Raw genomic sequence first — 19106 nt, forward strand, 5'->3', positions numbered from 1 at the left:
CACCGTGGGGTGTCGGGTCGGTGGCACGGGCCGGCACCGCCTCGCGGCGCTGTCCGCGGCGGCCTCGCGTCGCGGTGGAGTGACATCTTGCACTGGGCCCTGCCATCGCCCCGTCTCGCGGTGCGACGATCGCGACGGAACCCGGGGACCGCGCACGCGGCCTCGAGGAAGGGAGACAGAGATGGTGGAGTCCACTCCGAACGAGGTGACCGCGCTCTACGGAGGTCCGGCCACCCGACGGGTCCGCACCCGGGACCTGATCGCCGCCAAGGAACGCGGCGAGCGGTGGCCGATGCTCACCTCGTACGACCAGTACACGGCGTCGATCTTCGACCAGGCGGGCGTCCCGGTGCTGCTGGTCGGTGACTCGGCCGCGAACAACGTGTTCGGCTACGAGACGACCCTGCCGATCACCGCCGACGAGCTGCTTCCGCTGGTACGGGCCGTGGTGCGGGCGACCCGGCAGTCACTGATCGTCGGTGACCTGCCGTTCGGCTCGTACGAGGAGGGGCCGGCCCAGGCGCTGCGCACCGCCGTCCGGTTCATGAAGGAGGGCGGCTGCCACGCGGTGAAGCTGGAGGGTGGCCGTCGCTGCGCCGCGCAGATCGCCGCGATCGTCGGCGCCGGGATTCCGGTGATGGCGCACATCGGCTTCACCCCGCAGAGCGAGCACACCCTGGGCGGCTACCGCGTGCAGGGCCGGGGCGACGCCGCCGACGAGGTGCTCGCCGACGCCCGGGCGGTGGCGGAGGCGGGCGCGTTCGCGGTGGTGCTGGAGATGGTGCCCGGTGAGGTGGCCAAGCGGATCACCCACGAACTGCCGATCCCGACGGTCGGCATCGGCGCCGGCCCCGACACCGATGCGCAGGTGCTGGTCTGGCAGGACATGGCCGGCCTGCGTACTGGGAAGGCGCCACGCTTCGTCAAGCGGTACGCGGACCTGGCCGGCGCCCTCACCGACGCCACCCGCCGTTTCGCCGACGAGGTCCGGGGCGGGGAGTTCCCCGCCGCGGAACACACCTTCTGACGCGGCCGACGGCCTGATCGACTCGGTGCTGCCGAGGTCGGGGTGTGCCCGGGGCAACGGGACACCCCGATCTCAGCAGGTCGTCGCGAGCAGGGGCGTCAGATGTCGGTGACGCGGATGCCGGCGTGTGCCTTGTAGCGCTTGTTGATGGCGATCAGATTGGCGGTGAACGCCTCGATCTGGTGGGCGTTGCGCAACCGGCCGGCGTAGATGCCGCGCATCCCCGGAATCCGGGCGGCGAGCGCCCCGACCACGTCGACCAGCTCGCGGTCCTCGGTGCAGATCAGCACGTCCAGGTCGATCCGGTCGACTTCGGGGTCGGCCAGCAGCGGGGCGCTGACGTGGTTGAACGCCGCGCAGACCCGGGAGTCGGGCAGCAACGCGGCGGCCTGCTGCACGGCGCTGCCCTCGGCGACGGTCAGCGCGTACGGGCCCTGCTTGTCGAAGCCGAGCGGGTTGACGCAGTCCACGACAATCCGACCGGCGAGCGGTTCGGCGAGGGCGGCGACGGTGGCCGCGTGCCCGTCCCACGGCACCGCGATGATCACCACGTCGCTGCGCCGGGCCACCTCGTCGTTGGCCGCGCCGGTGACACTGCCGTTGGCCGGCACACCCGGCAGGGCGGCGATCTCGGCGGCGGACTCGGCGGCCCGCTCGGCGGAGCGGGAACCGATCAGCACCGTCTGCCCGGCCCGCGCGAACCGGTAGGCGAGGCCCCGCCCCTGGTCGCCGGTGCCACCGATGATGCCGACGGTCAGCCCGGACACGTCGGGAAGCGTGCTCGCGTCGTATGCCATGGGTTCATCCTCGCAAACCGTCCGGTCCGGCAGCGCGTCAGGCCGTCGGCGGGCGGGTCGGTCAGGCCAGCTCGAACAGGACGGTGCGGGCCGCCGGGTCGGCGGTGACCAGGCGGACCCGGACCCGTTCGCCGAGCGGTAGTTGGCCGAGGCAGCGGGCACGAACCGGCGGGGTGTCCAGGGCGACGGTGCCGCCGGGCGGTCGGGGGCGGGACCGACCGTTGGGCGGGGCGTCGACGTCGAGGACGGCCGCGTCGAACGTCTCGCCCACCCGGTGCTCCAACACGGCGGCCTCGGCCAGCTCGACCGCACCCCGGGTAGCCGCCGAGGCGGTCCGGTCGGTGCTCGCCATCACTTCCGGCAGCCGGGGCAACGCGGCACGGGCCCAGTCGGGCACCGGCTGTCCCGCGTGCAGCGCCAGGCAGACCTCGGTGGCGTACCGGTCGGCCAGACGCCGCAACGGCGCCGTGACGTGGGCGTACGTGGCTGCCACGCCGCCGTGCTCCGGCTGCTCCGGCAGCGTCCCGTCGAAGGCGGTGTACGCCGCGCCGCGCATCAGCTCGGCCGCCTGGTCGATGAACGCGGCGGCGCGCGGCTGAGAGGCGTCCAGACCGGCGATCACCTGCCCCGGGCCCACCTCGTCCGGCCAGTGCACGCCCAGCGGTGCGGCGGCGGCCCGTAGCCGCTGCACCGCCTCCGGTTTCGGTGCCGGCATGGTCCGCAGCAACCCGATCCGGCCGGCCAGCATGATGTCGGCGGCGGCCATCCCGGTCAGCAGCGAGATCTGGGCGTTGTGCTCCTCCATGGGCACCGGCGCGCGCAGCACCAGCCGCCAACCCTCGCCGTCGGGCTCCAGGTCCTGCTCGGGCAACGGCAGGTTGATCGCGCCACGGCGCAAGCCCCGGGCCGTCAGCCGTTCGCCGATCTCCGGCAGGAGCGCGATCGGGTCGGGTAGCCGGCCGGCCTCGGCTGCCGCCTGCACCCCGGCGTAGTCGAGTTTGGCCCGGCTGCGGACCAGGGCGCGTTCCAGCTCGACCGCCACGGTGCCGCCGTCGGCGTCCAGGTCGATCGTCCAGATCACCGCGGCCCGGTCGTCGTCGGGCAGCAGACTGGCCGCGCCCTCGCTGAGCGTGTGAGGGTGCAGCGGCACGTTGCCGTCGGGCAGGTAGATGGTCTGCCCCCGCCGCCAGGTCTCCGTCTCCAACGCGCCGCCGGGCCGGACGTGCGCGGCGACGTCGGCGATCGCGTACCGCACCCGGTAGCCCCCGCCGGGGCGGCGGGCGAGGTGCATCGCCTGGTCCAGGTCGCGGGAGGTCGCCGGGTCGACCGTGACGAACGGTACGTCGGTGCGGTCGACGGGCGGTCGCGGCGGCGCGCTCGCCGCCTCGTCCGCCGCACGCTGGGCGTCGGGCGGGAACTTCTCGGGCAGGCCGAGTTCGCGGCGCAGCGCGCCGAAGTCGATGCGGGGCGCGAGTACGCGTCGGATGACCACGGGTCAATCCTGACAGCGCCACCGGTGATCCGCTTCCGGTGACTGGCCGAGATGTCCGCCCGGCGAACCCGGGGCGGCCCGCTCAGCCGGTCGCCTTCCGGGCGGTGCTGCGCGTACCCCGGGGGGCGGTGGCGCGTGCGGCGACCGGGCGGGCCGGCGACTTGCGGGCGGTGACCTTGCGGGCCGGGGCCTTGGCCGCGACGGTCTTCTTCGCCGGGGCCTTCTTCGCCGCCGCCTTGCGCGCGGTGGTCGACGAGGTGCCGGTCACCTTCGCGGCGGGGGCCTTCTTGGCCGGGGCCTTGCGGGCGCCGCCGCTGGGTCGGGTGGACGCGGCCTTCTTCGCCGGAGCCTTCTTGGCCGGGGCCTTCTTGACGGCTGCCTTCGTCGCGGCCGTCTTCTTCGCCGCCGTCTTCTTGACGGCGGACGCCTTCGCCGCGGTCTTGCGCGCCGGTGCCGTCGTCGCGGTCTTGCGCGCCGGTGCCTTCGTCGCGGTGGCGGTCTTGCGGGCCGGCGCCTTCGCCGCGGCGGTGGTCCTCTTCGCCGCCGAGGCGGTGGTCTTCTTCGCGGCGCTCACGGTCTTCTTCGCGGCGCTGGTGGTCTTCTTCGCCGTACCCGTGGTCTTCTTCGCGGCGGCGGTGGTCTTCTTCGCGGTCGCGGTGCTCTTGCGCGTCGCGGGCCGCGTCGCGGCGGCGGTGGAGGTGCGGGATGCCGGGGCTCGCTTCGCGGCGACGGTCGTCGTGCGGGTGGTGGTCTTCTTCGCCGGGGCCTTCTTCGCCGTCGTGGCCCTGCTCGTCGTGGTGGTCCTGCTCGTCGTGGTGGCCTTGGTCGCGGCCTTCTTCGCGGGGGCCTTCTTGGCCGCCGTTGTGGTCTTCCTGGCCGGGGCACGCCCCGCGCCGCCGGCCGCCTTGCGTGCCGGGGCCTTCGCCGCCGTCGCACCCGCGGTGGACTTACGGACGGGGGTGGTCCGGCTCGCCGCCGTGTTGCGCTCCGCCGCGGCGGTCTTCTTCGCGGTGGTACGTCGGGCAGCCGGGCGGGTGGTGGCCTGCTGTGCTTCGGCCATCGTGGTTCCCTCCTTGGGGACGTGCTCTCGCGTGCGTCCTCGCGGAGCACGAAATGCCTCGGCGCGAGCCGTCCCGCGCCGCCTACCTGTCCTCCCCGGCCCAACGAGCGTCCTCGGCATCCCACGCTTCGTTCCGCTCCTGCACTCGTTGCAGGGCGTTCTCCGCGTCGGCCGCCGAGTCGTACGGGCCGAGTACGTGCTTCGCCGGACACACGTCGGCGTCCGTCTCGACCCGGTGATGCCGGGTGCACCAGTAGAACTGCCCACCACGTCCGCTGTCGCTCATGGGAATCACTGTGCACCGCGATCCGGCCGGCCGCCACCGGATCGCACAAGTCGCCGACCCTCTCCACAGTAGATATGCATTGCGTCCGTCGGGCCGGAACGGCAAAAGAAGCCCAGGCAGGGACACTTTTCGCTCCGCCGCCGGCCTTCGCCTGACGACGTGGCGTGACGGGACGGCGCTGGCCGGTGGGCTGGTGCCTATGATCGCCGGATGGGAACACCGGACTACATCGTGGGCATGCGCAAGCATGTCGGGCACGAGATGCTCTGGCTGCCCAGCGTCAGCGCGGTGGTCCGCAACGACGCCGGTGAGCTGCTGCTCGGTCAGCGTGCCGACGACGGCCGCTGGTCGGTGATCAGTGGTTTCGTCGAGCCGGGCGAACAGCCGGCCACCGCGCTGGTCCGCGAGGTGCGGGAGGAGACGGGCCTGGAGGTCGCTCCGGTCCGGCTGTCCAGCGCCGTCTCGCATCCGCACACCTACCCCAACGGGGACCGCTGCGAATACCTGAACCTGGGCTTCCTGTGCCGGGTGGTGTCCGGCGTCGCCCGGGTCAACGACGACGAGTCGCTGGCCGTGCGGTGGTTTCCGCTGGACCGGCTGCCCGAGCTGGACAAACACGCCCTGCTGGTGCTCGCGTACGCGTTGCGCGAGAACCAGGTGACCGGGTATCTGGAGCCGGGCACCACCTGGGACGACGTACCCGACTGAGGTTCACACCGGGGTTGCCGCGAGGGCGACCGGTTCGGTAGGGGCGGACCGGGCCGCCCGGATGGTGTACGCGAGCGCGTACGGCGTGCAGGCCAGATAGAACATGGGCTCCACCAGCACCTCGTCGGTGATCAGGAAGATCTCCCAGCGGGTGGGCCGGGGCAGGCCAAAGTTCCAGTCGGTCCAGCAGGAGAAGAGCCACAGCGGTGCCGAGATCCGGTCGACGGAGTCCCCCGCCGTACCCTCGATCACGGGGCCGGAGCCGGGGATGTTGTCGACCACGAGCAGGATTACGGCGAGGTCGGCGACGACGAGCGCGCCGAGGATGCCCAGCCACCAGGCTCCCCGGACTCGGCCGCGCGCGACGAGGTCAGCCGCGGCCCAGAGGACCAGAGTCAGGCCAGCCAGCCAGAGCAGCAGACCGGGTACGGTGCCGGCCATGTTGTCGGGGTCGAGGGTGTACCCGGCCAGGGCCATGACCGCACAGATGGGGAGCATCACCCCGAGCGCGATTCGCAGCGGGCCGCCGAGCGCGCTGTGCCGGGCCCAACGGGCGGCGTACACCGCGAGAAGCGCCGCCAATCCAGCGGTCAACAGCGACCAGAGCGGCAGCTGTACCTGTGGCGGCAGTCCCGCCGACTCGAGGACCACGTTCATCAGCACCGCGCTGGCGAGCACGATCACGGCGCAGGCGAGCGGGGACAGCAGCAGCGCGGCTGCCGTGCGGCGGGCCCGCCGGTGCAGCAGACTGCGGTCGACCACTGGCGCGCCGGCCCGGCTCACCGCGAGGCTCGCGGCGAAGCCGAGCATTTTCGTCCAGCGGCCGGTCTCGGCGAGCACGTGCAGCTCGGCGGCCCACTCGCGGCGCAGGTCGTCGCGGACGTCGACCGGCCAGCGGCGCGCGGCCATCTCCAGCAGCAGCTCGGCAACCCGTCGGCTCACCATGCCGGCGCTCCGGTGGGCTCGGTGCCGCCCCACGAGCGACGGCCGTCGGGGATCGCGGCGCGCAGGTCGGCGAGCGCCCGTCGGGCCTGTGTCACCCCGACTGCGGTGAGCCGGTAGTAGCGGCGGGCCGGCCGACCGGCCGCGACGGGATCGATCTCCTCCCAGTCGGCGGCCAGCCAGCCGGCCTCGGTGAGCCGGTGCAGCACCGGATAGAGGGTGCCGCTGGGCAGGTCGGTCATCCGCATCAGGTCCAGCCCGTAGCGCTGCGCGTCGGGTTCGGCGAGCAGCGCCGCGAGCACCTTGGCGACCGGAATGGTCATCCGCATCCGACCACTGTATCGGAACTCTACATAGGGGTGGGCACCCGTTCGACGGGGATCCACAGCTCGGCGTCCGCCTCGGTGCCGTCCGCGGACACCCGGACCCGGGAGATCTCCGGTCCAGGTCGGCTGCGGTACGGGTTGGACGGAAACCACTGGGTGAACACGTCACGCCACAGGTACTGCACCGCCTGCGGGAACGCACCCGAGGTGGTGAACACCGCCCACGTGCCGGCCTGCACCGGCAACGCGTCCAGGTCCTCCGGCGGGACGGCACCGGTCACCACCCCGTGCCAGTAGTCCAACTCGGTGCCCTCGGCCCGACTGTCGGCGAGGTTGTCGCTGACGTTGACGATCCCCTTCGGCTCCTGATCGGAGAGCGCCTCGATCCGCCCGGTCGTCTCCTTGTCGATGCCCTTGATGAACGCGACGATCGCCGGGTTCATCCCCTCGTGCACCAGCGGGACCCGGGCCTTGCGCCCCACCAGCGCGAACGCGTCCTTGTCGACGATTCGGTACTCCATGCTGCCGCTCCCTTCGACGGTGAGTTTGAAGGACATCCGGGGCTGGGCACGCAGCGCTGCCCCCGTACGCCGAGCCTCTCCGGGCCCCACGCCGTGCACGGCGTGGAACGCCCGGGCGAACGCCTCGGTCGACCCGTAGCCGTAGTGCACCGCGACGTCGAGCAACGTCCGCTCCCCCGCCAGCACGTCCGCCCCGGCGACGGTGAGCCGACGCCGACGGATGTACTCCGACAGCGGCATCCCGGCCAGCGCGGAGAACAGCCGCCGGAAGTGGTACTCCGACGTCAGCGCGATCCGCGCCAGTTCGGCCACCTCGATCTTCTGGTCGAGGTGCCGCTCGATGTACGTCATGGCCTCGTTGAGCCGCTCCAGCACCAGGATCTCCTTCCCTTTCGAGCACTGACGCTAGGTCGAAGGGGCGGTGGCCCACCCGACATCCGGTGCCCGCATCGGTCGGGTCAGCCCGCACCGATCGTCGTGTCGTAGCCTGGCGGACTTTGCTTTCCGAGGAGGTTGACGTGGCCGAGTATCCGCAGAACGTCGTGCAGCGTTTCCACGGCACCCCCGAACAGGTGGACGCCGGCCGGGTGGGCGAGCCGCCGCGGACCTGGGCGTCCGTCGTCATCGAGGAGTACGACGCGGCCTGGGCGCAGCGGTTCGTCGCCCTCCGCATGTCGATCATCGCGGCGCTCGGAGACGCGCCGGTCCCGCTAGCGGGGCGGCTGCTGCATGAACCAGGTGGGCACGGGCTTGGCCAGGGAGCCGACGACCTCCCAGCCGGCCCGGCGGTACAGCTCGACGTTGCCCGGGTTGCTGGTCTCCAGGATCGCCGGGAGTCCGTCGGCGGCGGCGCGATCCAGCCCGGCCCGCATCACGGCCCGGCCCCAACCGCGTCCGGCGCTGTCGGGGTGGGTGCCCAGCACGCCGAGATACCAGAACGGGAAGGTCGGCAGGGCGGCGTGCACCGTCTCGTCGTAGCTCTCGACCCGGGCCAGCACGTCGGCGGGGTACCGGGCTTCCGCCGGCGATCCGTGCCCGGCGGCCGGCGACCCGGCCGGCGCCTGACCCGGTGACCCGGCCGGCGGTTCCCAGATCGCCACGGACGCGCCGCCGCCGATCGTCCAGATGGACGACCGCTGCACCCGCTTGTCGAAGAGGTGCCCGAAGAAGGCGGCGGCGTACCGCGGGTAGGTGTCGTCGTCGGGGAACAGGTAGCGCAGGACGGGGTCCTTGACGAACGCGGCAACCAGGGAGCCGACCACCGCGTCGCGGTCCGCCGGGGTGGCGATGGTGATCTCGGGGATTGTCATGGCAGTCGACGAGATTGTAGGCCGACGCCACCCCACGGACCCGACGCAGGGAGGCAGACTCGTCTCATGAACGTCGATGACTACCGGCAGCACTCCCCGTACAGCGACCCCGGTCGGCATGCCGCACTGCTCGACGCGGTCCCGGCTGACATCGCCTCGGTGGCGGCGACCGTCCGCAACGTGATCGTCCATTACCGCGCTGGTGGCGTCGAGTTGCCCACCGACCGGCTCGAAGAGGTCAACCGCCGCTGGGTGGACCGCATCCTCGACACCGACCAGTCCCGATTTCCGCTGCCCCTGGCCGCCGAGCGTCCGGCCGTCGACCGGGTGGCCGGCTGCTGTCGGGACCACACGCTGCTCTCGGTGGCGGTGCTCCGTCAGCACGGCATTCCCAGCCGCAGCCGGGTCGGCTTCGCCTCGTACTTCGTGCCCGGCTGGCACCACGACCACGTGCTGGCGGAGTACTGGAACGGCCACCGGTGGGTCTGGGCCGACCCGGAGATCGACCCGGCCGGCGACTGGGGGTTCGACGGCTACGACATCGACCCGAAGGCCGGCCTCTTCGACTCGGCGGCGCGGGTGTGGTCGGCGTACCGGGCCGGGACGATCGACCCCGAGGTGTACGGCGTGAGCCCGGAGCTGCCGATCCGTGGCGACTGGTTCATCCACGACTACGTCCTGCTGGAGCTGGCCCACCGGCAGAAGTACGAGCTACTGCTCTGGGACCGCTTCGGCGCGATGACCGAAGACCTCGCCACGGCAGACCTCACTCTCGTGGACGAGATCGCCGCGTTGCTGCTCGCCGCCGACGACGGCGACGAGGCCGCGGAGAAGTCCCTCGCCGACCGGTACGCCAGCGACAGCCGGCTCCGTCCCGGCACGCAGGTGCACAGCATCTCGCCGGTCTCCGGGGCCCTCAGCACGGTCGACCTGCGCCGCTGAGCGGCCCGGGCGGGTGCCGAAGCCCCGGCCAGGGGTTCGACACCCGCCCTACCCGAAGGTGAAGGCGTATGCCGCCGCCCCGGGCTCGCCGAACGTGATCTCCAGGGTCCGCTCGCGGACCGCGTCGTCCTGGCGGACGAGCTGGTAGAGGCGACCGTCCTGGAGCACCCCGGTGCCGTCGGCGTCGACGTCGACGCCGTGGGACGGGCCGGGAGCCGCCCCGTCGAGAAGCACCCGGAACGGGATCGGCCGTCCCGCCCCGGGGGCCAGCACGAGGTGCGCGTCGCGGGCGTGGAACCGGAAGGCGATGCTGCCGCCGGCCTGGTCGACCACCACGCTCTCCGCCCCGATCGTCCACTCCCCCGCCAGCGCCCACTGGTTGAGGCCGAGGCGTTCCGGCAGTTGGTAGGCGCGGCGTTGGTCGAGCGCCGGGCCGTTGGGCGACGCGAAGTGTTCGCCGCGACTGAAACCGAGGTACGTCTCGGGCGTCCGCAGGCTGTCCCAGTCGGCCTCCGCCTCCGGCCCGACACCGTTGACGGGTACGGGATCCCGCTCGACGCCGAGCAGTTGTTGGAGCGCGCGCTCGGACTGCTCGTAGCGTCCCTCGCCGAAGTGCTCGTCCCGGATGACCCCGTCGGTGTCGACGAAGTAGAGCGCCGGCCAGTAGTGGTTGTCGAGGGCCTGCCAGATCGCGTAGTCGTTGTCGACCGCGACCGGGTAGTCGATCGACCGCGCCGTGACCGACCTGCGCACCTGGTCGACCTCGTGCTCGAAGGAGAACTCCGGCGTGTGCACCCCGACGACGACCAACCCGTCGTCGCGGTACGCCTGCGACCAGGCCCGGACGTACGGCTCCTGGCGCAGCCAGTTGATGCAGGTCAGCGTCCAGAAGTTCACCAGGACGACGCGTCCGCGCAGGTCGGCGGGGCCGAGTGGCTCGGAGTTCAACCACTCGGCCGCCCCGTCGAGCGGGGGCAGGTGCACGGCCATCTAGCGAAGCGACCGGAAGGCGGTCCGAAGCTCCTCGGAGAAGATCTTCGGCTGTTCCCATGCCGCGAAGTGCCCGCCCACGTCGAGCTTGTTGTAGTGGATGAGATTGGAGTACGCCTGCTCGGCCCAACTCTTTGGTGCCTCGTACAGCTCGTCGGGGAAGACGCTCACGGCGACCGGGACCTTGACGCCCTTGGCGGCGAAGAACGAAAGCTTGTTCTCCGCGTACAGACGGGAGGCGGAGATCGCGGTGTTCGTCAACCAGTAGAGCGAGATGTTGTCCAGGATGTCGTCGCGGGTCAGGCCCGCTTTGGCGCCGTCGAAGACCTGCGCGATCAGCGCGAGACTCTTCGCGTCGTGGTCGAGCAGGAAGGACGCCAGGCCGACCGGGGAATCCGCCAGCCCGGTCAGCGTCTGCGGACGCGTCGCCATCATGAGGGCGTACGCGACGTGCTTCCAGACGTAGTTGGCTTCCTCGGCGGCACGCATCTCGTCGGCGGACAGGCCGGATGGCAGCGAGCCCATGGCGTTGTTCGCACCGGTGGTGTCTCCCTGGAACAACAGGTCGATCTCGGGTGGGATCGCGCCGGGCATGTTGGTGTGGATGCCGAGCAGTTCCGGAGGTGCCTGTAGGCCCATCTGGTCCACGATGACCGCGCCCCAGTCGCCGCCCTGCGCGACGAACCGCGAGTAGCCGAGGCGCTTCATCAGCTCGATCCAGGCGGTCGCGATCTTCTGCGGGTTCCACCCCGACGTTGTCGGCTTGCCGGAGAAGCCGTGCCCCGGCAGCGACGGGATCACCAGGTGGAAGGCGTCCGACGCGCTGCCGCCGTGGGCGGTGGGGTCGGTGAGCGGTTCGATGATCTTCATCTGCTCGATCACCGACCCGGGCCACCCGTGGGTGACGATGAGCGGCAGGGCGTCCTCGTGCTTGGAGCGCACGTGGATGAAGTGGATGTCCACCCCGTCGATGGTCGTCATGAACTGCGGCACGGCGTTCAGCCGAGCCTCGACCTTGCGCCAGTCGTACTCCTTCTCCCAGTAGCGGGCGACGGCCTGGATGGTCGCGAGTGGCACGCCCTGCGACTGGTCGTCAACCGTTTCCCTGTCCGGCCAGCGGGTGGCGGCGATGCGCCGTTTCAGGTCGTCCAGGTCGGCCTGGGGAATGTCTACCGAGAACGGCCGGATCTCCGTTGTGCCGGGGCGGGTCTTGGTTTTGACAGCCATGCGTGGTTCCTCTCCGTCTAGGTTTACGCCTTGCGAGGAGAAAACGTGGGTCTGTGCGCCATTTCAGAATGGGCAGGCCGCCGCCATATCTCGGAGCCTAGAACGCCGCGCCCGGGGCCCGTGGTGATACGGCGCTCAGGGCGCTGCGACCGCCTGCTCGGCGGCTCGACTGACCTGTTCCCACCCCGCCCAGGTGTCCATTCGGCGGCGGGAGATGTCGAACGCGAGGTCGTACACCATGCTCCCGAGCAGGAGACGCAGCGGCGGGTCGTCGCTGTCGACAAGTCGTAGCAACGCCTCGGCGGCCAGCCGGGGTTCGCTGTCGATCGAGCCTTCCGCCCACTGTCGTTCCAGTTCGGCGCGCAGCGGCGCGTACGCCTCCAGTGGGGTGGTGGCGGCGATGCTGGTGTAGAGGTCGGTCCAGTATCCGCCCGGCTGCACGATGCTGACCGTGATGTCGAAGGCCGCCGCCTCCATGGCCAGGGCCTCGCTCATGCCTTCCAGGGCGAACTTGCTCGCGCTGTACATGCCGGTGCTCGGGAAACCACCGAGCGCGGCGATGCTGGACACCTGCACGATGTGGCCGGACCGCTGGGCGCGCAGGTGCGGCAGCACGGCCTGACCGACCCAGAGCGCGCCGAAGAAGTTGACCTCGAACTGGGCGCGCGCTTCGGCCTCGGTGAACTCCTCGACCATGCCCATCGACATGGTGCCGGCGTTGTTGACGACGATGTCGAGCCGTCCGAAGTGCGCGACGGCGGTGTCCACGGCGGCGACGACCGCCGCCCGGTCGGTCACGTCGAGCGGCAGGGCCAGCAGTCGGTCGGCGTACCGCTCGTCGAAGTCGCCCTGGCCGATGCTGCGGGACGCGGCGACCACCCGGTCGCCACGGTCGAGCGCGGCGTCCGCGAAGGCACGGCCCAGGCCACGGCTTGCGCCGGTGATGAACCAGGTGCGCATGTCGATCTCCCCATTGATCGTTGCGAGACGAGACGGTCCGTCTCGTGTTGATGAGGAGATTAGGCCCCCTGGCCGTCGCAGTCAAGACGAGACGGTCCGTCTCGTCGCTGGTATCGTGTCGTGCCATGACGCCCAACACGGCCCGCCGCAACGAGACGTCGCGGCGCGCCATCCTCACCGCGGCCTTCGACCTGCTCCAGGAGGTCGGGTACGCGAAGGTCAGCATCGAGGGCATCGCCACGCGGGCCGGCGTCGGCAAGCAGACCATCTACCGCTGGTGGCCGTCGAAGGGCGCGGTCATCTTCGACGCCTTCCTCCTGCTCAGCGAGGGCGCCGAGGGCGAGCCACCGACACTGCCGGACACCGGCGACCTGGCCGCGGACCTGAGCCTGGTGCTCCGCGCCACCGTCGAGGAGATGAACGATCCACGGTACGAGCAGCCGATGCGCGCGCTGGCCACCGAGATCACGCTCGACCCCGAGCTGGCAGCGGCGTACGCCGAGCGGTTGGACGGGCCGTTGCGGGAGGCCAAGCGGCAACGCCTGCGCAGTGCCCAGCAGGCCGGGCAACTCGCCGACGACCTCGACCTCGACGTGGCGGTGGACCTGATCTGGGGCCCGGTGCTGAACAGGTGGCTCTACCGCAGCGGTCCGCTCACCACCGAGTACGCCGACCGCGTCGTCACCACCGCCCTCGACGGACTACGCCCCCGCCGATGACCACCGTTTGATCCACTCGGCTGCCCTGAAACCGGTCCATCCCCGGCCACTGGACACCCCGACTTCCTGAAAGCCGAGTGGACCTGGTGAGCCCCGGCGTTGTTGCGCTGCTGGGAGGTGGTGCGGCAACATCAGGCGCCGTGACGGCACCAGGCACGGAACCGCAGAACGACACCCCGGCCAGCACACCCCGGATGAGTCGGCGGGTCCGGCACTGGTTGGCCGGCGCCGGCATCACCGCCCTGGCCGCCGCCCTCGGCATCACCCTCGCCGTACGCGGCGGCGCCACCCCGGCCTGCGCCGCCCCACCGTCGGGGAACACCGTCCACAAGGGAAAGGCCAGCTTCTACGACGCGGGCCGCTCCGGCGGCAACTGCTCCTTCCCGGGCCCGCCGGCGGACCGGCTCTACGTGGCCCTCGGCTCGTCGCAGTACTCCGGAGGAGCGGCCTGCGGCAGTTACCTGGACGTGACGGGCCCGAAGGGCACGGTCCGGGTCATGGTCATGGACCGGTGCGGCGGCTGCGGACCGACGAAGATCGACCTCTCCACCGAGGCGTTCACCCGGATCGCCGACCGGTCCCAGGGCATCGCGTCCGTCACGTACCGGGCGGCGCTCAACCCGCCGCTCGACGGAGGGCTCACCTTCCGGATCAAGGGTGGCGCCTCGCAGTACTGGTTCGCCGTGCAGGTCGGCAACCACGGCAACCCGCTGCGCTCGGTCGAGGCGAAGGGGACCAGCGGCGGCTTCCGCAAGGCCGCCCGCCAGACCGACAACTACTGGACCGTCGAGGGCGGGCTCGGCCCCGGGCCGTACCGCATCAAGGTCACCGACGTGTACGGGCACCAGGCGACGGCCACCGACATCCGGATGGTCACCAAGCAGGTGCAACGCAGCACGGTCTCCCTGGTCAGCCCCGTCACGCCCAGCAGCTCACCCTCGGCCCCGGCCTCGCCGAGTGCTACCGCTTCGCCGTCGCCGACTCCGGCCGAGTCGGTCACGCCGACGGCGACAGTCGAAGCGCTCGCCGGTGGCGCACCGCTGGCCGCTCCCCGCTGCTGACCTCGGCGCACCCCCGCTGACCAGGGAAGGTGCCTCGGTCACCGCGATCTTTGTCCCAGCGGCGGGATACCCTGCCTGCGGTACCTCGAACGCGTGACCGGAGGAGTCGATGCTGGGATGACGGCACAGCGAGCGATGCCCACACAGGACGACGTACTCGGCTACTTCGACCTGCTGTCGAACTGGGGACGGTGGGGCGACGACGACGAGTTGGGCACGCTGAACCACATCACCGACGACGTCCGGCTGGCGGCGGCGCGGGCCGTGCGGCACGGCAGGAGCGTGTCGTGCGCGTGGGAGGTTGCCGTACCGCAGGACATGGAGCGGTCGACGACCACGTGCCCGTGCGCCGCCGACATGCCGGGCGGCGAGAACCTGCCGGCCAGCTTCCACGCCGACCGGCGCTGGGGCTTCTCATCCGAGCGACTCGGCATCACCTTCCACGGCAACACCCTCACCCACCTCGACTCGCCGTGCCACATCTTCTGGGACGGTCAGTTGTACAACGGACGGTCGCACTCGTTGGTCGACCCGGCGACCGGATCGGCGTGGGCGGCCGTCACGGCGGCGGCGAACGGCATCATCACCCGGGGTGTCCTGCTGGACGTCGCGAGGGCTCGCGACGTGCCGTGGTTGGAGCCGGGGCAGGGTGTGTTTCCCGACGATCTCGAGGAGGCCGAGCGTCGCCAGGGTGTCCGGGTGCGGCCCGGCGACGCGGTGCTCCTACGTACCGGTTACGGCCGATTCCGACACGAGGCCGGCACGGCCATCGGTTTCACACAGGCCGGCTGGCACGCGTCCTGCCTGCCCTGGCTGCACGAACGGGGGGTCGCTCTGATCGGCGCGGACACCCCCCAGGACGTCCAACCATCGGGGTACGACGACGTGCTGATGCCGGTGCACGCCGTGAGCCTCGTCGCGATGGGCCTGTGGCTGCTCGACAACTGCGACCTGGAGGCGTGCGCAACGACGGCGGCCGAGCTGAGCCAGTGGGACTTCCACCTCGCAGTCGCACCGGTCCGCTTCGCCGGCACCTCCGGCAGCCCGGTCAACCCGATCGCCACGTTCTGACCGCGGCCCACCGGACACAGAACATCACCACCAGGCTGGACACCATGCCGGTGTTCAAGAAGCACTGACACGGCGTTTCCGACACCGGCCGGGTGCGGCAACCCACCAGGCCGGTGCCTTGGCTCAGAGTCGAGGTGACCGGCGAGGCCGACGGGCCAGGGACAACCACCCGAGAAACCTGGCGTGCATCACGGGCAGATCCGGGCGCAGACCCAGTCCGTACACGTCGTCGATCGCCTCCTGCATCGACGCGGCCAGGTAGAACGCCAGCGCGATCGAATGCCCGTAGAACTCCGCCGCGAGGTCGAGCTGAGCCGGGCCGCACGGCCAGGGCGCGGCACAGTTGCGGCACAGCCATGCCGGGCGCATCGGCAGGTGCGGGCGAGGACGGACGGTCATCCGACCCGCACCGAACGCCGCCGACGTTTGGCGGGCCTGGTGGGCCTGGTGGGCTTGACGGGCAGGGCCTGAAACCGCACGCCCGCCCGCATCACGTACAGCTCGCGTCGCGCCACCGCGTCGCCCGCCGCGTTCAACTCGTAGCCCTCAATCCAGACCCAACCGTCGTACGTATGCCGCTCAGGCAGCTCGCGGATGACGCGCACGAAGATCGGGCGCAGGAACTGCACGCTCGCCGCCGTGGTCAGGTGGACCACGTCACCGGCCGTCATCGTCCCGATCTTCTCGGGTTTGTCGTCGGGCACGGTCTCCCCCTTGGTGCCGTTGGGAAGGGCCGCTCCCGTGAGTGCTCGCCCGTCGGGAGCGGCCCCGCTACGAACGCGACCACCGGATCTCGTGGGCCTGCCAGCCGCGCCGCCTGGTGACACTCTGCTGTGGAGACCGTTACGCTCGGAAGGTGCTTCCGGCGATCGAGATGACCTGGCCTAACAGGGCCTCTGGGTGTGGCACCTCGGGTAGTCGATCTTTGAGTTGAGGAGCGCTGCATGGCTGACGTATCAGGGCCGTTATCGGCGTTCATCGTTGGTGAGGTTCGCCGCGCCCGAGGGGCTTCCGGCATGACGCAAGAGTCATTCGGCCGCGCTGCGGGTTTCAGTGCCTCGCACGTCAGCGCCGTGGAAGGCGGCACGCGCGCGCTGACGATCGACTTCATCAAGGGCGCCGATCGGGCGTTTAACAACGGCGGACTCTTCGAGCGCCTGGCGACGAAGTTCGGCGCACCGTCCTGGTTCCTGCCCTGGCTGGACGCTGAGCGCGAAGCAACACAGCTTCGCTCCTTCGAGCCCAACCTGATCCCCGGCCTACTACAGGTGGAGCACTACGCCCGCACCGTCCTTCGGACAGTCGAAAGCCTCACCGATGACGAGGTCGAGCAGCGCGTGCAGGGGCGCATGAGCCGGCAGGCGGTCCTGACCGGGGAGCGTCGGCCACAGTTTGTCGCCGTGCTGGACGAAGCCGCGATACGGCGCACGGGTGATGGTCTGGGCGGGATCATGGCCCAGCAAGTCGCCCACCTGATCGCGATGGCCGAACTCCCCCACGTTCACGTCCACGTCATTCCGATCGGCAGCGGTCTGCACATCGGGCTGTCCGGACCGTTCGCGCTGGCTCGGTCCAGCGAGGGCGTGTGGGTTGGCCACCTCGAAAACCAGCTTGGCGGGGACGTCATCGACAAGGACGATGATGTGGCTACGCTTCAGGCAAGGTGGGAGAGCATCCGAAACGAGGCTCTACCGCGCCGGCAGTCCATCGACCTGCTGAAGGAAGTTGAGAGCCATCATGGACCTCAGTAACGCCCGGTGGCGCAAGTCCACCCGCAGCGGCGCGAGCGGCGGGAACTGCGTCGAGGTGGCCAGCAACCTGCCCGGTGTTGTGGCCGTGCGTGACTCGAAAGACGTCACCGGACCGGCGCTAACCTTCGGCCCGGCAGCCTGGACCGCATTCGTCGTCCAGATCGCCGAGCGGCCCTAACCGCCGCAGCGCATCGCGTTTCACCCCTGTCGGTTGGGAAGTTACGCCGGTGATGCCCTTAACCTCCGGCGTGCAAGCGGGTTGACTCAATCAGCACGAGCATGGGCAACGACCAGTGAAGCGCGGGTCCCGCCGCGCCTTCATCAGCATCCCCACGTCGGAGCGGAGCTCAGCCCAACGCGGCTTCGTCCGGGAAGCGCTCGCGAAGCGCGGCGATCGTATGGCGCAGGCAGTAATCAAGGCTGTTGCCGTCGACCCTGATCGCCGCACCATTAAGCCGCTGGCCCGAGATCACCACGGTCCAGGGCTTGCGCTCCCGCTCCCCGTCGATCTTGACGAGCCCGACCAGACCCATCTCCCCCAGGTGCGCCAGCAGCTCCGGCACGTACCCATCCCATCCCATTTACGGATGGGACCACGGAGGGCGCTGCGGAAGCCAGCGGGTCGGCCTGGTCTTGTGGTCGGGGCTTCCATCTGTCGCGTGAGTCCGGCGCCGGGACTGACTTGTCGCCGGGTCGCCCCTAAGAACCAGGAGCCATCCCCGGCGACGCCGTGACGGAAGCTGGGCGGGACTGGCCGTCGTCGTGGTGAGGGCTTCCGGCTGCCGCGCCAGCCCAAGACGCGGACTGGCTTGCCACCGAGTCACCCGGCCGGCCGCCAACTCCACCGCCAGCACGTGCCCGGCCCCCCTCCTCCACGTCGCCCACCGCCCACAGAAGGGGCTGCCACGGAGCCCGTACTCACTCGGCCTGCGGAGCCTCGCCAGGCCGCCCATGCCCACACTCCAGGACATTGCCGGACCGGCCGTCGACGACCTGCACCTCGTAGGGGTCGCCAGCGTTCGCCCAGACAATCACGTGATCGGACATGACGCTGACTGAGAATTCGGGATCGACGGCACCGCCAACCACGACAAAGCACTCCTCCGGCTGCAACCAGAAGTCCTCCCCGAAGGGCTCGACGAAGAGGCAGACCACCTGGTCGCCGACGTTACTCACGGGCAGCCTGCGTCTACCATCCACGCCCGGCAGGGGCTCATCCACAACCCGGCACCGTAACGCCTACCTACGCCCGGCCACCCACCGACCGCCGCGCCAAGGAGAGGCACCACTCACCGCCCCATAACGGGGATCAAGAGACCAAGCCGCCTATTCCTGGTCCGTCAAACGGCACCCAGCGGTGACCAAGGTCAACCGACGATACCGACATAGAACCAGCTCAGAGCCTTGATCAGGTCTCTGAGCTGGTGGGCGACGGACGAGTCGACCTGTACGCCGGATTCTGTGCGCGGCGCGTACCCCGAGGGGTTTGCGCCGGCGGCGGTCATCCATCTCGGCCTGCCGTTGCCGACAGGCTCTAGCGGCCTACCCGCAGACATCGGGCGGGCAGCCCTCAAGCGTCTGCGCCGGGTCGTCATCTTGCGGTGACGGCCCTTGCTTGGCCTTGCTCCGGGTGGGGTTTACCGAGCCACCCCGGTCACCCGGGGTGCTGGTGGGCTCTTACCCCACCGTTTCACCCTTACCGTCCCCGTTGGGGTCGGCGGTCTGTTTTCTGTGGCACTGTCCCGCGGGTCGCCCCGGGTTGCCGTTAACAACCACCCTGCCCTGTGGAGTCCGGACGTTCCTCGGCGGCGGGCCGGAGCCCGCCGACGCGACCGCCCGGTCGACTCGTCCGTCGCGCTCTCATCCTAACGACGAGCGTGCTGCCGGTATTGCCGCCCCGCCTGAGCAAGATCGCG

23 protein-coding genes and 1 other RNA gene are annotated in these 19106 nt (G+C 70.7%); 8 read left to right on the forward strand and 16 right to left on the reverse strand.

All coding sequences use genetic code 11. The annotated features are described in order from the left end of the window. The first annotated feature begins 181 nt into the window (after positions 1-181). The gene (gene panB, locus ABGB10_RS03720; RefSeq protein WP_347659409.1) at positions 182-1027 is read left to right on the forward strand and encodes a 3-methyl-2-oxobutanoate hydroxymethyltransferase; all 846 of its coding nucleotides are present in this window, start codon (positions 182-184) and stop codon (positions 1025-1027) included. A 98-nt stretch (positions 1028-1125) separates the two neighbouring features. Here the strand turns inward: panB and npdG are convergent, their stop codons facing one another. The 4 genes from npdG to ABGB10_RS03740 all read right to left on the reverse strand — a co-directional run bounded on the left by npdG (position 1126) and on the right by ABGB10_RS03740 (position 4662). Next, entirely contained in the window at positions 1126-1824 is a 699-nt protein-coding gene (gene npdG / locus ABGB10_RS03725; protein ID WP_145779608.1) for an NADPH-dependent F420 reductase, read from the reverse strand. 61 nt (positions 1825-1885) lie between these two features. Then, positions 1886-3316, reverse strand: coding sequence for an RNB domain-containing ribonuclease (locus ABGB10_RS03730; protein ID WP_347659411.1), 1431 nt, complete (start codon positions 3314-3316; stop codon positions 1886-1888). Positions 3317-3398: 82 nt separating this feature from the next. Continuing rightward, the gene (locus ABGB10_RS03735) at positions 3399-4376 is read right to left on the reverse strand and encodes a histone (protein ID WP_347659412.1); all 978 of its coding nucleotides are present in this window, start codon (positions 4374-4376) and stop codon (positions 3399-3401) included. Positions 4377-4458: 82 nt separating this feature from the next. Continuing rightward, a complete protein-coding gene (locus tag ABGB10_RS03740) occupies positions 4459-4662 on the reverse strand; it encodes a hypothetical protein (RefSeq protein ID WP_109820768.1) in 204 nt (67 codons plus the stop codon). A 210-nt stretch (positions 4663-4872) separates the two neighbouring features. Here ABGB10_RS03740 and ABGB10_RS03745 point away from each other — a divergent pair, with 210 nt between their 5' ends. After that, positions 4873-5370 (forward strand): NUDIX domain-containing protein, encoded by a 498-nt coding sequence (locus ABGB10_RS03745; protein WP_347659413.1) that lies wholly within the window; start codon positions 4873-4875, stop codon positions 5368-5370. Between the two features lie 3 nt (positions 5371-5373). On the opposite strand, the gene ABGB10_RS03750 is transcribed toward ABGB10_RS03745, so the two are convergent. The 4 genes from ABGB10_RS03750 to ABGB10_RS03765 all read right to left on the reverse strand — a co-directional run bounded on the left by ABGB10_RS03750 (position 5374) and on the right by ABGB10_RS03765 (position 8469). Further along, a complete protein-coding gene (locus ABGB10_RS03750; RefSeq protein WP_347659414.1) occupies positions 5374-6315 on the reverse strand; it encodes a hypothetical protein in 942 nt (313 codons plus the stop codon). Further along, positions 6309-6641 carry a helix-turn-helix transcriptional regulator gene (locus ABGB10_RS03755; protein ID WP_347659416.1) on the reverse strand — a complete coding sequence of 111 codons (333 nt, stop codon included), beginning with the start codon at positions 6639-6641 and terminating at the stop codon, positions 6309-6311. The genes ABGB10_RS03750 and ABGB10_RS03755 overlap by 7 nt, the downstream gene beginning before the upstream one ends. A 20-nt stretch (positions 6642-6661) precedes the next feature. Further along, positions 6662-7534, reverse strand: coding sequence for an AraC family transcriptional regulator (locus ABGB10_RS03760; RefSeq protein WP_347659417.1), 873 nt, complete (start codon positions 7532-7534; stop codon positions 6662-6664). 335 nt (positions 7535-7869) lie between these two features. Next, positions 7870-8469, reverse strand: coding sequence for a GNAT family N-acetyltransferase (locus tag ABGB10_RS03765; protein WP_347659418.1), 600 nt, complete (start codon positions 8467-8469; stop codon positions 7870-7872). A 66-nt stretch (positions 8470-8535) separates the two neighbouring features. On the opposite strand from ABGB10_RS03765, the gene ABGB10_RS03770 reads away from it, so the two are divergent. Beyond that, positions 8536-9411 (forward strand): transglutaminase domain-containing protein, encoded by an 876-nt coding sequence (locus ABGB10_RS03770; RefSeq protein ID WP_347659419.1) that lies wholly within the window; start codon positions 8536-8538, stop codon positions 9409-9411. Between the two features lie 48 nt (positions 9412-9459). On the opposite strand, the gene ABGB10_RS03775 is transcribed toward ABGB10_RS03770, so the two are convergent. From ABGB10_RS03775 to ABGB10_RS03785, 3 genes are all read right to left on the reverse strand, one after another. Further along, the gene (locus tag ABGB10_RS03775; RefSeq protein WP_347659420.1) at positions 9460-10401 is read right to left on the reverse strand and encodes a redoxin family protein; all 942 of its coding nucleotides are present in this window, start codon (positions 10399-10401) and stop codon (positions 9460-9462) included. After that, positions 10402-11628: an epoxide hydrolase family protein gene (locus ABGB10_RS03780; RefSeq protein WP_347659422.1), complete on the reverse strand. Its 1227-nt coding sequence runs from the start codon at positions 11626-11628 to the stop codon at positions 10402-10404. It abuts the gene before it with no gap. 135 nt (positions 11629-11763) lie between these two features. Continuing rightward, positions 11764-12588 (reverse strand): SDR family NAD(P)-dependent oxidoreductase, encoded by an 825-nt coding sequence (locus ABGB10_RS03785; RefSeq protein WP_347659423.1) that lies wholly within the window; start codon positions 12586-12588, stop codon positions 11764-11766. A gap of 125 nt (positions 12589-12713) precedes the next feature. Here ABGB10_RS03785 and ABGB10_RS03790 point away from each other — a divergent pair, with 125 nt between their 5' ends. The 3 genes from ABGB10_RS03790 to ABGB10_RS03800 all read left to right on the forward strand — a co-directional run bounded on the left by ABGB10_RS03790 (position 12714) and on the right by ABGB10_RS03800 (position 15439). Next, entirely contained in the window at positions 12714-13307 is a 594-nt protein-coding gene (locus tag ABGB10_RS03790; protein WP_347659424.1) for a TetR/AcrR family transcriptional regulator, read from the forward strand. Positions 13308-13447: 140 nt separating this feature from the next. Continuing rightward, entirely contained in the window at positions 13448-14368 is a 921-nt protein-coding gene (locus ABGB10_RS03795) for an expansin EXLX1 family cellulose-binding protein (protein WP_347659425.1), read from the forward strand. A gap of 117 nt (positions 14369-14485) precedes the next feature. Next, a complete protein-coding gene (locus tag ABGB10_RS03800; protein WP_347659427.1) occupies positions 14486-15439 on the forward strand; it encodes a cyclase family protein in 954 nt (317 codons plus the stop codon). Between the two features lie 123 nt (positions 15440-15562). Here ABGB10_RS03800 and ABGB10_RS03805 read toward each other — a convergent pair whose 3' ends face one another. Together ABGB10_RS03805 and ABGB10_RS03810 are read right to left on the reverse strand one after the other, a co-directional pair. Next, positions 15563-15838 (reverse strand): hypothetical protein, encoded by a 276-nt coding sequence (locus ABGB10_RS03805; RefSeq protein ID WP_347659428.1) that lies wholly within the window; start codon positions 15836-15838, stop codon positions 15563-15565. After that, positions 15835-16110: a hypothetical protein gene (locus tag ABGB10_RS03810; protein ID WP_347659694.1), complete on the reverse strand. Its 276-nt coding sequence runs from the start codon at positions 16108-16110 to the stop codon at positions 15835-15837. The genes ABGB10_RS03805 and ABGB10_RS03810 overlap by 4 nt, the downstream gene beginning before the upstream one ends. A 273-nt stretch (positions 16111-16383) precedes the next feature. Here ABGB10_RS03810 and ABGB10_RS03815 point away from each other — a divergent pair, with 273 nt between their 5' ends. Together ABGB10_RS03815 and ABGB10_RS03820 are read left to right on the forward strand one after the other, a co-directional pair. Further along, positions 16384-17190: a helix-turn-helix transcriptional regulator gene (locus ABGB10_RS03815; protein ID WP_347659429.1), complete on the forward strand. Its 807-nt coding sequence runs from the start codon at positions 16384-16386 to the stop codon at positions 17188-17190. Beyond that, positions 17177-17368 (forward strand): DUF397 domain-containing protein, encoded by a 192-nt coding sequence (locus ABGB10_RS03820; RefSeq protein ID WP_347659431.1) that lies wholly within the window; start codon positions 17177-17179, stop codon positions 17366-17368. The genes ABGB10_RS03815 and ABGB10_RS03820 overlap by 14 nt, the downstream gene beginning before the upstream one ends. A 169-nt stretch (positions 17369-17537) precedes the next feature. Here ABGB10_RS03820 and ABGB10_RS03825 read toward each other — a convergent pair whose 3' ends face one another. The 3 genes from ABGB10_RS03825 to rnpB form a co-directional block, all read right to left on the reverse strand. Next, a complete protein-coding gene (locus ABGB10_RS03825; RefSeq protein ID WP_347659432.1) occupies positions 17538-17753 on the reverse strand; it encodes a hypothetical protein in 216 nt (71 codons plus the stop codon). Between the two features lie 355 nt (positions 17754-18108). Further along, positions 18109-18411 (reverse strand): hypothetical protein, encoded by a 303-nt coding sequence (locus ABGB10_RS03830; RefSeq protein WP_347659433.1) that lies wholly within the window; start codon positions 18409-18411, stop codon positions 18109-18111. Between the two features lie 211 nt (positions 18412-18622). Then, positions 18623-19038, reverse strand: an RNA gene (rnpB, locus tag ABGB10_RS03835) — RNase P RNA component class A. Between the last annotated feature and the right edge of the window lie 68 nt (positions 19039-19106).

The sequence above is a fragment of the Micromonospora sp. B9E7 genome (assembly GCF_039871815.1).
Lineage (GTDB): Bacteria > Actinomycetota > Actinomycetes > Mycobacteriales > Micromonosporaceae > Micromonospora.

Bases quoted from the DNA above. Each gene is read 5' to 3' on its own strand.
- panB (WP_347659409.1), top strand. From the start codon at position 182: ATGGTGGAGTCCACTCCGAACGAGGTGACCGCGCTCTACGGAGGTCCG.
- npdG (WP_145779608.1), bottom strand. From the start codon at position 1,824: ATGGCATACGACGCGAGCACGCTTCCCGACGTGTCCGGGCTGACCGTC.
- ABGB10_RS03735 (WP_347659412.1), bottom strand. From the start codon at position 4,376: ATGGCCGAAGCACAGCAGGCCACCACCCGCCCGGCTGCCCGACGTACC.
- ABGB10_RS03740 (WP_109820768.1), bottom strand. From the start codon at position 4,662: ATGAGCGACAGCGGACGTGGTGGGCAGTTCTACTGGTGCACCCGGCAT.
- ABGB10_RS03745 (WP_347659413.1), top strand. From the start codon at position 4,873: ATGGGAACACCGGACTACATCGTGGGCATGCGCAAGCATGTCGGGCAC.
- ABGB10_RS03750 (WP_347659414.1), bottom strand. From the start codon at position 6,315: ATGGTGAGCCGACGGGTTGCCGAGCTGCTGCTGGAGATGGCCGCGCGC.
- ABGB10_RS03755 (WP_347659416.1), bottom strand. From the start codon at position 6,641: ATGCGGATGACCATTCCGGTCGCCAAGGTGCTCGCGGCGCTGCTCGCC.
- ABGB10_RS03765 (WP_347659418.1), bottom strand. From the start codon at position 8,469: ATGACAATCCCCGAGATCACCATCGCCACCCCGGCGGACCGCGACGCG.
- ABGB10_RS03770 (WP_347659419.1), top strand. From the start codon at position 8,536: ATGAACGTCGATGACTACCGGCAGCACTCCCCGTACAGCGACCCCGGT.
- ABGB10_RS03775 (WP_347659420.1), bottom strand. From the start codon at position 10,401: ATGGCCGTGCACCTGCCCCCGCTCGACGGGGCGGCCGAGTGGTTGAAC.
- ABGB10_RS03780 (WP_347659422.1), bottom strand. From the start codon at position 11,628: ATGGCTGTCAAAACCAAGACCCGCCCCGGCACAACGGAGATCCGGCCG.
- ABGB10_RS03785 (WP_347659423.1), bottom strand. From the start codon at position 12,588: ATGCGCACCTGGTTCATCACCGGCGCAAGCCGTGGCCTGGGCCGTGCC.
- ABGB10_RS03790 (WP_347659424.1), top strand. From the start codon at position 12,714: ATGACGCCCAACACGGCCCGCCGCAACGAGACGTCGCGGCGCGCCATC.
- ABGB10_RS03800 (WP_347659427.1), top strand. From the start codon at position 14,486: ATGACGGCACAGCGAGCGATGCCCACACAGGACGACGTACTCGGCTAC.
- ABGB10_RS03805 (WP_347659428.1), bottom strand. From the start codon at position 15,838: ATGACCGTCCGTCCTCGCCCGCACCTGCCGATGCGCCCGGCATGGCTG.
- ABGB10_RS03810 (WP_347659694.1), bottom strand. From the start codon at position 16,110: ATGACGGCCGGTGACGTGGTCCACCTGACCACGGCGGCGAGCGTGCAG.
- ABGB10_RS03815 (WP_347659429.1), top strand. From the start codon at position 16,384: ATGGCTGACGTATCAGGGCCGTTATCGGCGTTCATCGTTGGTGAGGTT.
- ABGB10_RS03820 (WP_347659431.1), top strand. From the start codon at position 17,177: ATGGACCTCAGTAACGCCCGGTGGCGCAAGTCCACCCGCAGCGGCGCG.